At 66.4% G+C, this 13,207-nt stretch carries 15 protein-coding genes; 3 read left to right on the top strand and 12 right to left on the bottom strand.

What is annotated here, in order from left to right:
- Position 1: 1 nt before the first annotated feature.
- Entirely contained in the window at positions 2 to 433 is a 432-nt protein-coding gene (locus NGK62_RS17580; protein ID WP_059378736.1) for a YciI family protein, read from the bottom strand.
- Positions 434 to 624: 191 nt separating this feature from the next.
- Positions 625 to 1,674 carry an NADP(H)-dependent aldo-keto reductase gene (locus NGK62_RS17575; protein WP_251879406.1) on the bottom strand — a complete coding sequence of 350 codons (1,050 nt, stop codon included), beginning with the start codon at positions 1,672 to 1,674 and terminating at the stop codon, positions 625 to 627.
- A 160-nt stretch (positions 1,675 to 1,834) separates the two neighbouring features.
- Between NGK62_RS17575 and NGK62_RS17570 the strand changes: the two genes are divergently transcribed.
- On the top strand, positions 1,835 to 2,611 hold the full coding sequence (locus tag NGK62_RS17570) for a bestrophin-like domain (RefSeq protein WP_118932937.1): 777 nt from the start codon (positions 1,835 to 1,837) through the stop codon (positions 2,609 to 2,611).
- A gap of 29 nt (positions 2,612 to 2,640) precedes the next feature.
- Here the strand turns inward: NGK62_RS17570 and NGK62_RS17565 are convergent, their stop codons facing one another.
- The 5 genes from NGK62_RS17565 to NGK62_RS17545 all read right to left on the bottom strand — a co-directional run bounded on the left by NGK62_RS17565 (position 2,641) and on the right by NGK62_RS17545 (position 6,512).
- Positions 2,641 to 3,645: a Dyp-type peroxidase gene (locus NGK62_RS17565; protein ID WP_251879404.1), complete on the bottom strand. Its 1,005-nt coding sequence runs from the start codon at positions 3,643 to 3,645 to the stop codon at positions 2,641 to 2,643.
- A 90-nt stretch (positions 3,646 to 3,735) separates the two neighbouring features.
- Positions 3,736 to 4,524, bottom strand: coding sequence for an alpha/beta fold hydrolase (locus tag NGK62_RS17560; protein ID WP_059378728.1), 789 nt, complete (start codon positions 4,522 to 4,524; stop codon positions 3,736 to 3,738).
- Positions 4,525 to 4,595: 71 nt separating this feature from the next.
- Complete coding sequence (locus NGK62_RS17555) at positions 4,596 to 4,904, bottom strand: DUF1634 domain-containing protein (protein WP_059378725.1); 309 nt, start codon at positions 4,902 to 4,904, stop codon at positions 4,596 to 4,598.
- Positions 4,901 to 5,758, bottom strand: coding sequence for a sulfite exporter TauE/SafE family protein (locus NGK62_RS17550; RefSeq protein ID WP_118932935.1), 858 nt, complete (start codon positions 5,756 to 5,758; stop codon positions 4,901 to 4,903). The genes NGK62_RS17555 and NGK62_RS17550 overlap by 4 nt, the downstream gene beginning before the upstream one ends.
- Before the next feature lie 10 nt (positions 5,759 to 5,768).
- Positions 5,769 to 6,512, bottom strand: a complete 744-nt coding sequence (locus NGK62_RS17545) for a GntR family transcriptional regulator (RefSeq protein WP_251879402.1) — start codon at positions 6,510 to 6,512, stop codon at positions 5,769 to 5,771.
- A gap of 138 nt (positions 6,513 to 6,650) precedes the next feature.
- Between NGK62_RS17545 and NGK62_RS17540 the strand changes: the two genes are divergently transcribed.
- Positions 6,651 to 7,160 (top strand): DUF1993 domain-containing protein, encoded by a 510-nt coding sequence (locus tag NGK62_RS17540; protein WP_059378719.1) that lies wholly within the window; start codon positions 6,651 to 6,653, stop codon positions 7,158 to 7,160.
- A 43-nt stretch (positions 7,161 to 7,203) separates the two neighbouring features.
- Here NGK62_RS17540 and NGK62_RS17535 read toward each other — a convergent pair whose 3' ends face one another.
- The 5 genes from NGK62_RS17535 to NGK62_RS17515 all read right to left on the bottom strand — a co-directional run bounded on the left by NGK62_RS17535 (position 7,204) and on the right by NGK62_RS17515 (position 12,113).
- Positions 7,204 to 7,965 carry a class II aldolase/adducin family protein gene (locus NGK62_RS17535; RefSeq protein WP_059378717.1) on the bottom strand — a complete coding sequence of 254 codons (762 nt, stop codon included), beginning with the start codon at positions 7,963 to 7,965 and terminating at the stop codon, positions 7,204 to 7,206.
- Between the two features lie 159 nt (positions 7,966 to 8,124).
- Positions 8,125 to 9,117 carry a Bug family tripartite tricarboxylate transporter substrate binding protein gene (locus NGK62_RS17530; RefSeq protein WP_118932934.1) on the bottom strand — a complete coding sequence of 331 codons (993 nt, stop codon included), beginning with the start codon at positions 9,115 to 9,117 and terminating at the stop codon, positions 8,125 to 8,127.
- Positions 9,118 to 9,231: 114 nt separating this feature from the next.
- The gene (locus NGK62_RS17525) at positions 9,232 to 10,143 is read right to left on the bottom strand and encodes a LysR family transcriptional regulator (RefSeq protein WP_059378714.1); all 912 of its coding nucleotides are present in this window, start codon (positions 10,141 to 10,143) and stop codon (positions 9,232 to 9,234) included.
- Between the two features lie 39 nt (positions 10,144 to 10,182).
- Positions 10,183 to 11,319 carry a CaiB/BaiF CoA transferase family protein gene (locus NGK62_RS17520; RefSeq protein ID WP_059378713.1) on the bottom strand — a complete coding sequence of 379 codons (1,137 nt, stop codon included), beginning with the start codon at positions 11,317 to 11,319 and terminating at the stop codon, positions 10,183 to 10,185.
- Positions 11,319 to 12,113: an enoyl-CoA hydratase gene (locus NGK62_RS17515; RefSeq protein ID WP_251879399.1), complete on the bottom strand. Its 795-nt coding sequence runs from the start codon at positions 12,111 to 12,113 to the stop codon at positions 11,319 to 11,321. Before NGK62_RS17515 ends, NGK62_RS17520 begins: the two co-directional genes overlap by 1 nt.
- A 150-nt stretch (positions 12,114 to 12,263) precedes the next feature.
- Here NGK62_RS17515 and NGK62_RS17510 point away from each other — a divergent pair, with 150 nt between their 5' ends.
- Positions 12,264 to 13,196, top strand: coding sequence for a LysR family transcriptional regulator (locus NGK62_RS17510; protein WP_251879397.1), 933 nt, complete (start codon positions 12,264 to 12,266; stop codon positions 13,194 to 13,196).
- The last annotated feature ends 11 nt before the right edge of the window (positions 13,197 to 13,207 follow it).

Genomic DNA, 13,207 nt, shown 5'->3' with positions numbered 1-13,207 from the left:
TTCACTGCTTGGACGCTTTCTCCAACTGATCGCGCAGCCGCTCCTCCTGGGCGCGCAGCTCCGCCGTGAACTCCTCGCCGAAGTCATCGGCCTCGTACAGCGGACGGATCTCGATATCGGACGGGCCGGGCATCGGATTGGGGCAGCGCTTGACCCATTCGATCGCCTCCTGCAGCGAGGCGCACTCCCAGAGCCAGTAGCCGGCGATCAGCTCCTTGGTTTCCGCGAAGGGGCCGTCTATCACCTGCCGGCTGCTGCCGGAAAAATGCACCCGCGCGCCCTTGGAGCTGGGTTTCAGGCCGTCGCCCGCCAGCATCACGCCCGCCTTGACCAGCTCCTCGTTGTACCGCCCCATGTCGGCCAGCAGTTGCTGGGTGGGCATTACCCCTGCCTCGCTATCGGCGGTGGCCCTGACTTGAACCATGAATCGCATCTCGGTCTCCTTGTGTGGATGGTGGAACTTGCATGCTCCATCGACACGACGAACCGCGCCAGACGAAATCGACAGCCGCCAGGAAAAAAAGTGTATCCGTGGCCGGATCGGCATCCTCCATGAAAAAACCCATGACGCCCCGGAAAGCGTCATGGGTTCTGGCCGCCATGGCGGACGGGGCGGTCAGCGCATCACGGGGCGGGATTCGGCTGGCGCGCGTGGATCTTGTCGATTGCCTCCAGCGCCTCGGTCGAGAGGGTCACGTCCACGCTGTCGATGTTCTCCTTCAGCTGTTCCAGCGTGGTGGCGCCGATCAGGTTGCTGCTGACGAAGGGGCGCTGGTTGACCCAGGCCAGCGCCAGGTGCGTGGGCGAAATGCCGTGCGCGCGCGCCAGCTCGACGTAGGCGCGGGTGGCGATCTCGGCCTGCTCGTTGCTGTAGCGGGTGAAGCGCGTATAGAGCGTCAGGCGGGCGCCGGCCGGGCGCGCGCCGTCCAGATACTTGCCGCAAAGCATGCCCATCGCCAGCGGCGAGTAGGCCAGCAAGCCCACGCCTTCGTGGTGCGAGTACTCGGACAAACCGATCTCGTAGACGCGGTTCAGCAGGCTGTAGGCGTTCTGGATGGTTGCAATACGCGGCAAGCCCTTGTTCTCGGCATGACGCAGGAACTGCCCCACGCCCCAGGGCGTTTCATTGGACACGCCGATGTGGCGCACCTTGCCGGCCCGCACGAAGTCCTGCAGCACTTCCAGGGTTTCCTCGATCGGCACGGTGTATTCGTCCTGGACCCAGGGATAGGACAGCTTGCCGAAGGTGGCCGTCGTGCGGTCGGGCCAATGCAGCTGATACAGGTCCAGGTAGTCCGTCTGCAGGCGCTTCAGGCTGGCGTCCAGCGCTGCGGTGAGGTTCTTGCGGTCGAGGTGGGTCTTGCCGTCGCGGATGTGGCCGGGGCGCTTCGCGTCGCGCACGGGGCCCGCCACCTTGCTGGCCAGCACGATGTCCTGGCGGCGCTTGCTGCGCGCCAGCCAGGTGCCGATATAGGTTTCGGTCAGGCCCTGCGTTTCGGGCTTGGGCGGCACGGGATACATTTCGGCGACGTCAACCAGATTGATGCCACGCTCCAGGGCGTAGTCGAGCTGCTGGTGCGCCTCGGCTTCGGTGTTCTGCTCGCCCCAGGTCATGGTGCCCAGTCCGATCAGGCTGACATCCAGGTCGGTACGGCCGAGTTTGCGGTATTTCAATTTCTGCTCCGTGCTGTGTCGCTTACTAGGGAAGCGACACCTTACTCCAAGACGCTTTTCAAATACCTGGCAACGTTCCGCGGCTGCGGGTTATTCGCCCCTTGCCCGCCGCGCCGCACTCGGCATACGCTCTATCCGCAAATAACCACCGGAAATCAACGTGCTGCGCGAAATTGATGAAACCTACGTGTTTTTCATCTGCGTCATCGTTTGCCTGGCCATCATCGAGCTGGGCTTCCGGTTGGGGCGCAAGCGCCGCCGCGCATCCGACGACGCCGCCAAGACCCATATCGGCGCGCTCCAGACCGCCTTGCTGGGCCTGTTGGCGCTGCTGCTGGGCTTTACCTTCGCGATGTCGGTGACGCGTTTCGAGACGCGCAAGAACCTGGTGCTGGAAGAGGCCAACGCCATCGGCAATGCCTACTGGCGCTCGCAGCTGCTGCCTGCGGCCGCGCGCGAACCCATCGCCAAGCTCTTGCTGGAGTACACGACGACGGCGCTGGAGTTCAGCGACGCCGACAACGACAAGGAGCGCCTGGCGGCAGCCGGCGCGGCCTCGCGGCGCATCGAGCGCCAGATCCGGAGCACGGCTGCGAGCGTCCTGGAGAATCCGCCCTCGATATCCACGGTCATGTTCATCCAGGCTATCAACGAAATGGCGCAGGTCAACGAAAAGCGCCGCGTCGCGCTGGAAAACCACGTGCCCGAGCCCGTCTTCTATCTGCTCTTCATCGTCACCGGCGGCGCAATGGGTTTCATCGCCTACGGCACCGGGCTGCACAAGCGCAGGCGGCTGATCTCGACCGGCCTGTTCGCCACGCTGATTTCCCTGGTGCTGACCTTCATCCTGGACATCGACCAGCCAGCCAGCGGCGTCATCATGGTCAGCCAGGAAAGCATGGTGCGGATGAAGGCAACGCTGGAGCAGGAGCGGTAGGCAGCGCCCCTGCTCCAGGCTCTGGAGCTTCAGTTCGCCTTGCTGGCCAGGGCAGCGCCCGCAGGCTCGCCCGCGTCCGCACAGGCCGCCGGGCTGCGCTCGGCAAGCGCTTCCAGCAACTCTGACGACGGCACGAAGAACAGGCCGCCCGTGACCGCGTGGCTGAAGTCGAGCAGGCGGTCGTAATTGCCGGGCGGACGTCCCACGAACATGTTCTCCAGCATCAGCTCGATGGGACGCGGCGAACGCGCGTAGCCGATGAAGTAGGTGCCGAATTCCCCGGATCCCGGCCGGCCGAACGGCATGTTGTCGCGCAGGATTTTCAGTTCCTGGCCGTTTTCCTCGATGGTCGTCAGGGCGCTGTGCGAGGACGAGGGCTTGATGTCGTCGTCGAGTTCCACGTTGGACCACTTGTGGCGGCCGATGACCCCTTCCTGGCCTTCGACCGTCAGCGCATTCCAGGCCTTCATGTCGTGCAGGTACTTCTGCACCAGCACGTAGCTGCCGCCGGCGAACTCGGCATCTTCGTCGCCGATGACGGTGAAGTCGAACGCCTCCTGCCCTTCCGGATTCTCGGTCCCGTCCACGAAGCCGATGATGGCGCGCCGGTCGAAGTAGCGAAAGCCATGGACTTCATCCACGACCGTCACGGCATCGCCCAGGCCGCCCAGCAGCAAGGTGGCCAGTTCGAAACAGAAATCCATCGAGTCGGCGCGGATATGCAGCAGCAGGTCACCCGGCGTCGCGACGGCCAGTCGTTCGCCCGAACCGAACTCGCGGAAAGGATGCAGCGCGGTGGGGCGCGGCGCGCCGAAAAGCGTGTCCCAGGCCTTGGAGCCGAAGGCGGCGACACAGGAAAGATTCTGCTCGGGCGCGCGCGTGCCCACGGTGCGGACGAGGCCGCCGACATCGGCGCACCAGCCGCGCACGGTTTCGGCGGCGGCGGCGCCCTCGTTGAGCGTGGCCACAATGAAAATCGCGTGGCGGGTAGTCGTGTTGTGGACGGCTTGGGATACGGGTTGACGGTCAGACATCGGATCGGGGACCTCAAGAAAGCGAGCGCGGCGGCGCGGAAGGGCTAGTCTGATTCTAAGCGCGGACTGTGTATGGGCGCACCCGATGGGTTACGGCACCGCCCTCAACCACTCGCTCACCACATCCAGCACGATACGGCTTTGCTCGCGGTGCGGCACATGCCCGCAGTTCTCCAGCAGCACGGGGCGGCCGCCGGCCAGCGCCGCGATCTTTTCCTGGTGCTTGGGGGAACCGTACTCGTCGATTTCGCCATGCAGGGCAAGCACGGGGCAACGCACCTGGCGCAATTGCTCGTCCAGGTTCCAGGCGGCAAACTCGGGCGACAGCCAGGTGTTGATCCACGCGCCCAGCACCCATTCGGCTTTCTCGCCGTGGTACTTCTTCAGGCGGTCCAGCTGGCCGGGTTCGGCGAAGTTCCGCTTGGCGGCCCGGATGCCTTCCAGCGTGCGGTCTTCGGCAAACATCTGCGCGGACTCGGTGATCAGCGCCCGGCAATCTTCTGCGTACACGCCAGCGCTGCAGACGGCCATGCCGCCGCCCACGCTGTGACCGAACCCCACATAGGGGCCGACGCCCAGCGCTGCGCGCAGGCTGCGGAATCCGTCCTGGGCTTCGTCTTGCACAAAGCCGGGTTCGAACACGGCGGTATTGGGATCGGAGCGGCCAAAGCCCAGGCGGTCATAGGCGATGACGCTGCGCCCGGTGGCCTGCGCCAGTTGTTCGGGAAAATCCCGCCACAACTCCACGCAACCCAGCGAATCATGGAACAGCACGATGGGCGCTGCGGCGGCGGCCTCCCCGGCGGGGTCCCAGCGCCGCGCGAAAAGGCGGCCCTGGCTGGTGTGCACGTAGACATCCTGGCTGGTAATGGCAAGCATGAAAAGTCCTGGCGAAAGTATGCGGCGATGCGCCACCGCACCGCGCTCCGATTATAGGAAAGCCGGCAGCCTCACCGCAGTCCGGACACGACGCCTGCGGCGATGATAAGCAGGACCAGCGCGGAAATCGCCGTGTAGGCGTAGTCGCGCTCGCGCAGGAAGATGGCCAGCATCAGCGCCACCCGCGCCACCGGCAGCACGATGAACAGGGCCACCCCGGCCTTGACGAGTTCAAGATCCCGCAGGCCGCCATGCGCGGGCAACAGGAAATCCACAGCCATGCCGGCGGCGATGAGGGCCGAGGCGAGCCAGGTTCCGTACCACAGCAAGCCGGCGATGACGCGGTCGCGCCGCGCCTGTTTGTCCAGCGCCTGCGTCATGCCGGGCCTCCCGGAATATGCACGCCCAACGCGCTCAGCAGCATCTGCACCGCCAGCAAGGACAGCACGATCACGAAGAAGAGCCGCAGCTTGTCCGCCGGCAGGCCCATCAGCAGGCGGGCGCCGAGCAAGGCGCCCGCGACCGAGCCCAGCGCGACCGGTCCGGCGATGCCGATGTCGATGTCGCCGCGCACGAAATAGGCGCCCGCGCTGGCGGCGGCGGTCACGCCGATCATGAAGTTGGAAGTCGCCGACGAGACCTTGATGGGCAGCTTCAGCGCGGCGTCCATGGCCGGGATCTTGAGCACGCCCGAGCCTATGCCGAGCAAGGCCGAAATCAGGCCCGCGCCATACATCAGCGACAAGCCCAGCGGCACCCGGTCCACCTGGTAGTGCACCTCGCGGCCCAGCGCGCGGTCAGGAAAGCTTGCGTGCAGGCGCAGCGCGGTGGCCCAGCTGGCGGCGCCTGGCGGGCTGGCGACGGCCTCGCGCCGGCGCGCCAGCATCTGCTGCGCGGACAGCGCCAGGATGACCGCGAACAGGCCGTAGAGAAATCCGGTCGAGACGATGCCGATAAGGAACACGCCGGTCAGCGCCCCCAGCGTGGTGGCCGTTTCCAGGACGATGGCCAGCCTGACGTTGGTCAGCCGCCCTTTCAGGAACGGCGCGGCGCTGCCGCAGGAACAGGCGATTACCGAGATGATGCTGGCCCCGATGGCCACATGGATGTCCACGCCGAACAGCAACGTCAGGATGGGCACGATGAAGATGCCGCTGGCCATCCCCAGCACCCCGCCCAGCGCGCTGGCGCCGAAGGCGGCGGCGAACAGCCAGAAGATCGTCGAGGTCTCCATGGCCGCCGGTTCAGGTCGGCTTGCGCGGCTGGCGCGACAGCCGGGTGCTGAAGCGGATCAGGTCGCCGCGGTAGTACAGCTTTTCGTAGTCCACCGGCCGCTGCGCCTCGGTGTAGGACGTGCGCTCGATGAGGAAAATCGGGCTTCCCGCCGCGACGCCCAGCGCCTGCGCGACGCGTTCGTCCGCCGTGACCGCTTCCAGCTGGTACTCGGCCTCGATCAGAGGCAGGTCGTAGCGCAGCTCCAGCAGGTCGAAGATGGGCTCGGCCTCCAGGTCGTTGCTGGCGACTTTTTCGCCCACGTCCAGCGGCAGATAGGTTTCATCGAACGACATGGCCACGCCGTCCGCCAACCTCACGCGCTCGATGCGATAGACCATCGCGCCGCGCGCCACGCCCAGTTGGCGCGCGACGTCTTCCGTGGCCGGCACCGGCCGCTTGTCCAGCAGGCGTGCCGTCGCCCGGCGGCCGAGCGCGGTCATGTCCTCGACAAATCCGCTCAGGGCCGTCAGCGTCTGCGTCAGCTTGGGTTCCGTGACGAACGTGCCTTTGCCGCGCCGGATCTCCGCCAGCCCGCGCGCGACCAGGTTTTCCACCGCCTTGCGCACCGTGCTGCGGCTGACCGCGAAGCGCTCGATCAGCTGGTCTTCCGTCGGCAGCCGGCCGCCAGGCGACAGGCTGCCGGACGAGATTTCCGCGGCCAAGGCCATTTCCACCCGGGCATAAAGAGGAGCATATTCGGCGTCGTTTTTCATGAAGTCATCATAACATCATGATGTCATGATAACTCAAGCATCAAGACGCGTTACGGATGACGACGCCGGCAACTGGTAGTCTTCGCAAGCCTGCCCGGCGCCTCCCGCGCCGGCGCCCACTCTCAAGCGAGACACGATATGAGCAATTTCATGCACAGCGCCTCCGTTCCCGTCCTGACGCAAATGCTGTCGGCCCTGTCCGACGTGCTGAAGAAAGCGGAAGCCCACGCCACGGAGAAGAACATCGATGCGGACGCCTACCTGGGCGCCCGCCTGTTCCCCGACATGTTCCCGCTGGCACGCCAGGTGCAGATCGCTGCGGATTTCGCCAAGGGCATCGCCTCGCGCCTGGCTGGCGCGGAAGTGCCTTCGTGGCCTGATAGCGAAACCAGCTTCGCGGGCCTGCAAGCCTTGATCGCCAAGACGCTGGAACACCTGGGTTCGTTCAGCCCCGAACAATTCGCGCAAAGCGAAGCGCGCGAAATCGTGCTGCGCCCGGGCACGCCCAAGGAAAAGAAGCTGAGCGGCAGCGCCTATCTGCTGCACTATGGGCTGCCGCAGTTCTTCTTCCACGTGACCACGGCCTACGACATCCTGCGCCACAACGGCGTGGAAATCGGCAAGCGCGATTACATGGGCAAGTACTGATCCGTTTCAGCGGGCCCCAGCCCTTGGGGCCCGCGCCCGGCTGCTACTCCGCGTAGCCCGGGTTGCGGCGGTCCAGGCGGCGCAGCAGTCCCGGCCAGGCCAGCATGGCCTTGTGCGCGCGGTCGGCCTGCGATTCCACCGTGGCGTTCTTCAGGATGTCGGGCGGGATGTAGGTCAGTTCGCCGCCGGCCTGGGCCCGCACCTGCACCATGCAGGCGGCCTCCAGCCGGTGCATGGCCTGGAAGGCTTCGGCCATGCTTTGCCCCACGGTCAACAGGCCATGGTTGCGCAGGATGAGATAGGTGTTGCTGCCCAGGTCCCGCACCAGGCGCGGCTGTTCCTCGGGATTGAGCGCCAGGCCTTCGTAGTCGTGGTAGCCGAGCGACCGCAGCACGATGAACGCGAACTGCGACAACGGCAACAGCCCGGCCTTCTGCGCCGACACCGCCACGCCGTTGATGGAATGCGTATGCAGCACGCACATCGCGTCCTTGCGGGCAGCGTGGATACAGCTATGGATGGTGAAACCGGCGGGATTGATGTCGTACTCCGACTCCATCACCTTGCGTCCGTCCAGGTCGATCTTGACCAGGCTCGATGCCGTGATTTCGTCGAACATCATGCCGTAGGGGTTGATCAGGAAATGTTCGGTCCCGGGCACCTTGGCCGTGATATGGGTGAAGATCAGATCGTCCCAGCCGAACAGCGCCACCAACCGATATAGCGCCGCCAGATCCTTGCGGACCTCCCATTCCGTTGCGCTGACCTGTTCGCGCACGCTGGCGCCCTTGCCTACGGTATCCATGTCGTCTCCGTGTTTTGATGATTGCCCGCCGTGATGGGGCGGACACTGTCTGGCACTTTATTCGTTTTGGTGGCGGCAAGCACGGGACGCGGCCAAGGAGCGGTCACCGCGCCCCATGAAAAAAGCGCCCACCCGGGCGCCCTCCTCGTTTCCCGCCGCTTACTGTGGTTCGATCTTCGCGTCGACCGCGCGCTGGGTCCAGACCTGGCGCTGCGACTGTGCAAAGGCCTGGTGCTCGGCCACGGTGTTGGGCGAGACCTGCATGCCCAGGGATTCGAAGCGTTGCAGCACGTCCGGCTCGCGCAGGATGGCGGCGACTTCCTGGTTCAGCTTCTGCACGATGGCGTCGGGCGTCTTGGCCGGCACGGCCACGCCGACCCACACGACCAGGTCGAACTTCTGGTAGCCCAGTTCGGCCAGCGTCGGCACGCTGGGGAATTCCTTGGCGCGTTCATGGCCCGTGTAGGCCAGTCCGCGCAGCTTGCCTGCCTGCATGAACGAGGTCACGACAGAGAGGTCGGCGAACAGATAGTCGACGTGGCCGCCCAGCAGGTCGGTCACCGCCGGCGGCTGGCTCTTGTACGGCACGCCGTTGGCCGCGGCGCCCGCCACGGTGTTGAAGGTGGCGCCAGCGATCTGGCTGGTGGGCGAACCATACGCGTAGTTCAGGGGCTTGGCCTGCGTGGCCTTGACCAGTTCCTGCAGCGACTTGTAGGGCGCGTCCTCGCGCACCACCAGCATCATCGGGATGGTCGCGATACGCACGACGTGGGTGAAATCGCCGGTGGGATCGAACGGCAGCTTGCGGAACAGCGCCGGCGTGGCCGAGTGCGTCGAGCTGCTGGTGAGGATCAGCGTGTAGCCGTCGGGCTGGGCGCGCGCGACGAACGAGGCGCCGATGGTGCCGGACGCGCCGGGCTTGTTCTCGATGACGACGGGCACGTTCAAGCGCGGACCGAGCTTCTCCGCGATGATGCGCGCGCTGGTGTCGGTGGCGCTGCCCGGCGAGAACGGCACGACGATGGTGATGGGCTTGTCGGGATACGCGCCCTGCGCCAGCGCGGTGGACGGCAGCGCGCCCGCAAGGGCGGTCAGGACGGTGAGGCTGCCGGCGGCCAGCAGGCGGCGGCGGACGCCGAACGGTCGGATCATGCTTGTCTCCTGTGAGGGGCCGCGGGTCGGCCTCTTGAACTCTGACCGTATGATGCTTGCGACCCGCTTATCCCAACAAGGGACTAATTTTCATAGACTTATTCCAAACCAGGATTAATTCTCTGAAGCCTGGCGCTGCCGCAGATATTCCTCGGTCGCCTGCAGGAAGGCCGAAGCCGCCAGCGACAGCCGCGCGTTGCGCCGCTGGATCAGCCAGAGTTCATGTCCGTGCTTGCGCGCGCCGTCGATGGCGAGGATGCGCAGGCCCAGCTGCCGCGCCAGGTCGCAGGCATAGCCGGGCACGACCGTTATCCCCAGTCCCGCGCCGACCAGCTTCAGCGCCGAGGTCAGCATGCCGGCCTCGATGCGGTAGCGGAACTCCAGGTTCAGGTCGGCCGCCACGCGGTCCAGGCTGCGCCGCACGCTGTACACGTTGCGCAGCATGATGTGATCGTGAGCGGCCACGTCGGCCCACGACACCGAACGCTTGCGCGTCAGCGCATGGCGCGGCGCGCACACCGCGTACATGGTGTCGCGATAGATGACTCGCGTGGCCAGCTCTTCCGAAGGGGTTTCGACCGAGACGATGCCGAAGTCGGCGCGGCCGTTGCGCACATGCTCGATGGTGTCGTCGGTGGAGAGCTCGAACAGGTCCAGCTTCACGCTGGGATGCGCGCGGTGATAGTCGGCCACCACCTCGCCCAGCAGGCCGACCATCATCAGCGGCGAAGTGGCCACGCCCACCGTGCCGCGCTCCAGCGTGCGCAGGCCGGACATGCTGCGCTCGGCGGCGCGCACGGTGCCCAGGATTTCCTGGGCGTAGGCGTAGAAATCCGCCGCGCCGTCGCAGGGAGTGACGCTGCGTGTGGAGCGCTCGAACAACGGTTGGCCGACCTCGGCCTCGAGTTCGGCGCAGAGCTTGCTGACGGCCGATTGGGTCACGAAGGCCGCGCGCGCGGCCGCCGTGAAACTGCGCAGTTCGTATAGCGCGCAAAACACGCGCAATTGCTTGAGAGTGATGTTCATGGTCGAAGTCGCCGCCAGGCGCCGCCGGCCATGCCGGCCTCAGCGCGCAGGCTCGAGCATATCGCGATCGGCGTCCTGGCGCGGGGCCTGGCGCCTGATCTCGCCCGGGGTGCGCGAGAAGCGCACCGGGATGCCGGCGGCCATCAGCGGCCCTTCGGTCGGATGTTCCACGCGTTGGAAAAATCCCGTCGCCTTCAAATGCGGATCCTCGAACAGGGCTTCCGGCGTGTTCACGCGCGAATGCGGAATGTCCGCGTCCGCCAGCAGCGCCAGCCATTCCCCGGTGCCGCGCAAGGCGACGATGTCCGCCAGGTCCTGATAGAGCTCGTCGAAGTGCCGCGCGCGCGAGGACGCGTCGACATAGCGCGCGTCCGCCGCCAGGTCGGCGCGTTCGGCCAGGGCGAAGAAGCGCCGCCACTGCGCGTCGGTGTATGGCAGCAGCGCCAGGTAGCCGTCGCGCGTGCGGTAGGGACGCCGCTGCGGCGACAGCACGCGGCTGTAGCCCATGGGTCCGCGCGGCGGCACGAAGCTGTGGCCGCTCATGTGCTCGATCAGCGTGAAGGACACCAGGGTCTCGAACATGGGGACTTCGACGGCCTGCCCCTGCCCCGAACGCTCGCGCTCGTACAGCGCCATGGGTATGGCGTAGGCCAGCGTCAGCCCCGCCACCTTGTCGGCGAGGATAGTGTTGACGTAGGCAGGCGCGCCGCTGTTGCGGCCCTGCAGGTCGGCCAGGCCGCTCATGGCCTGGATGATGTCATCGAAGGCCGGGCGCGCCGCATAGGGGCCGTCCTGGCCGAAACCCACGGCCGAGCAATGGATCAGGCGCGGGTTGCGCGCGCGCAGCGTATCCGCGTCCAGGCCCAGGCGCGCCAGGGCCGCCGGGCGCACGTTGGACACGAACACGTCGGCGCCGTCGATCAGGCGCAGCAGGCTGTCGCGGTCGGCCGGCGTCTTGGCGTCCAGCGTCACGCTGTACTTGTTGCGGTTGAGATTCAGGTAGGCCGGCCCCATGCCCGGGCTCGCGGCCGGGGCGGAGGTTCGGAACACGTCGCCTTCGGGCGCCTCGACCTTGATGACCTCGGCGCCCATGTCTGCCAGGATCTGCGTGCCGTACGGCCCCATGGCCACCGACGTCATGTCGATGACGCGCACGCCCGCGAGCGGGCCGGCCATTACTTGGCCTCCTGGTGCTTCTTGCGGTTGACGAAGGGCGCCATGTAGCGGCGCGGCTCGTCGCTGGTGAAGGCCTCGCCGAACGCCGCCACGCTGCGGTCCAGGCCGGCTTCGACGCTGGACTCGCTCCAGTAGCGCAGCAGCGCCTTCTGCGAACGCACGGCGCGCGGGCCGCTTTCGGCGATGGGCGTCACGGTGCGTTCGACCAGGGCGTCCAGCGCGCCGGTTTCGCTGACGAATTCCAGGAAGCCCCACTGGCGGGCCTGGGCCGCGTCCACGGTCTCGCCGGTCAACAGCAGCCAGTTGGTGGGGCCAGGGCCGATGATGGCCGGCAGCAGCACGGCATGGATCACGGACGGAATGCCCACGCGCACTTCGGGCATGCCGAAGACCGCGTCCGTCGATCCCAGGCGGATGTCGCAGGCCGCGGCCAGCTCCATGCCGGCGCCCAGGCAGAAGCCCGGAATGCGGGCAATGGTGGGAACGGGGATCGCGGCCACGGCGTCGCACAGGTCGCGCAGCCGGGTGATGAACTCGCGCGCGCCTTGCGGATCGAGCTCGGCCATTTCATAGATGTTGGCGCCGCCCACGAAGGCGCGCTCGCCCGTACCGCGGATGACGACCGCGCGGGCGTCGTCCTGGGCCGCAATCCAGCGGGCGGCCTCGGTCAGGCTCAGCGTGACCGCCGAGGCCAGGATGTTCAGGCTCTTGGCGTCGTGGATCTGCAGGGTATAGACGCCACGCGCGTCGCGGGTCACGAGGGCATGGGAAAAGGCGGGAATAGGCGCAGTCATGGAAACTCCAGCTAGGGTCATGTCACCGATGCTAAGGGCGAGGTTTCATCACAACAAACGAGTAATTTTCATGAAATAAGTCTGGAATGGAATAAATACCGAACCGCTGGCGGCTTGGGTACGATAGCCGCCTCTTGCGGGAGTCGCACCATGGGTATCACGCTGCGCCAGCTCCGGGCCTTTTGCGCCGTGTACGAGCTGAAGAACTTCACCCGCGCCGCCGAGGCGCTCAACCTGACGCAGTCCACCGTCAGCAAGCTGTGCTCCGAACTGGAGAAGGCGATAGGCATGGCGCTGTTCGAGCGCTCCGCGCGTGGCGTCGAACTGCTGGAAGGCGCAGCAGAGCTGTATGCCTACGCGCAGGAAACCTTCGGATCGCTGCGCGCGGCCGAACGCAGCCTGAGCAGCCTGGCCGGACTGGAGCGCGGCGAGGTCTCCGTCGCGGCCTCGCCCATCATGATGCACACGCTGATCGCGCCCGTGGTGGCGCAATTCCATGCGCGTCATCCCAACATCGTCTTCGACCTGCACGAACTCACCGGCGACGAGGCCACCGAGCATGTCCTGCACGGCAAGGCCGACCTGGGGCTGGTGGCGCTGGAAAGCCAGGATCCGCGGCTGGACTGCCGCGTCGTCTACCGCGGCCCCATGTATGCCGTGGTGCCGGCCGACCACCCGCTGGCGCTATACGAAGAGGCGCGTTGGCGCCAACTGGCGCGCTACCCGCACATCCTGCTGCGCGGCACCTACACCGTGCGCCGCAAGATGGACCAGATCCTGCAGGACCAGGGACTGACGGTGCGCAGCGTGGCGCAGACCGGCAGCCTGACCACCGCCTTCGCCATGATCCGCGGCGGCATGGGCATCACGGTCATGCCGGGCTACGTGCGCCATGTCTGCCAGGAAATGGGGCTGAAGGCGCTGTGCATCGCCGACCGGCCCCAGACCCTGCATGAGCTGTCCGTCCTGCGCCGTGCCGACTACCGGCTGTCGCGCGCCGCGGCCGCATTTCTCGCTGCTTTCGAAGCCCATCTTGCAGAACAGGGGCAGCCCGCGGCGGCTGGCGATTCATCTCTTTCTTGAATGCCTTCATG

The sequence above is a fragment of the Achromobacter sp. Marseille-Q4954 genome, from assembly GCF_943737025.1.
Classification (GTDB): domain Bacteria; phylum Pseudomonadota; class Gammaproteobacteria; order Burkholderiales; family Burkholderiaceae_B; genus Achromobacter; species Achromobacter bronchisepticus_A.
Note: the sequence above shows the minus strand (reverse complement) of the source record. Positions and strands in the feature narration are given on the sequence as shown.

What these genes read in the sequence shown, in the direction of transcription:
- NGK62_RS17580 (WP_059378736.1), bottom strand. Translation starts at nt 433, where the DNA reads ATGCGATTCATGGTTCAAGTCAGGGCCACCGCCGATAGCGAGGCAGGG.
- NGK62_RS17565 (WP_251879404.1), bottom strand. Translation starts at nt 3,645, where the DNA reads ATGTCTGACCGTCAACCCGTATCCCAAGCCGTCCACAACACGACTACC.
- NGK62_RS17560 (WP_059378728.1), bottom strand. Translation starts at nt 4,524, where the DNA reads ATGCTTGCCATTACCAGCCAGGATGTCTACGTGCACACCAGCCAGGGC.
- NGK62_RS17555 (WP_059378725.1), bottom strand. Translation starts at nt 4,904, where the DNA reads ATGACGCAGGCGCTGGACAAACAGGCGCGGCGCGACCGCGTCATCGCC.
- NGK62_RS17550 (WP_118932935.1), bottom strand. Translation starts at nt 5,758, where the DNA reads ATGGAGACCTCGACGATCTTCTGGCTGTTCGCCGCCGCCTTCGGCGCC.
- NGK62_RS17545 (WP_251879402.1), bottom strand. Translation starts at nt 6,512, where the DNA reads ATGAAAAACGACGCCGAATATGCTCCTCTTTATGCCCGGGTGGAAATG.
- NGK62_RS17540 (WP_059378719.1), top strand. Translation starts at nt 6,651, where the DNA reads ATGAGCAATTTCATGCACAGCGCCTCCGTTCCCGTCCTGACGCAAATG.
- NGK62_RS17535 (WP_059378717.1), bottom strand. Translation starts at nt 7,965, where the DNA reads ATGGATACCGTAGGCAAGGGCGCCAGCGTGCGCGAACAGGTCAGCGCA.
- NGK62_RS17530 (WP_118932934.1), bottom strand. Translation starts at nt 9,117, where the DNA reads ATGATCCGACCGTTCGGCGTCCGCCGCCGCCTGCTGGCCGCCGGCAGC.
- NGK62_RS17525 (WP_059378714.1), bottom strand. Translation starts at nt 10,143, where the DNA reads ATGAACATCACTCTCAAGCAATTGCGCGTGTTTTGCGCGCTATACGAA.
- NGK62_RS17520 (WP_059378713.1), bottom strand. Translation starts at nt 11,319, where the DNA reads ATGGCCGGCCCGCTCGCGGGCGTGCGCGTCATCGACATGACGTCGGTG.
- NGK62_RS17515 (WP_251879399.1), bottom strand. Translation starts at nt 12,113, where the DNA reads ATGACTGCGCCTATTCCCGCCTTTTCCCATGCCCTCGTGACCCGCGAC.
- NGK62_RS17510 (WP_251879397.1), top strand. Translation starts at nt 12,264, where the DNA reads ATGGGTATCACGCTGCGCCAGCTCCGGGCCTTTTGCGCCGTGTACGAG.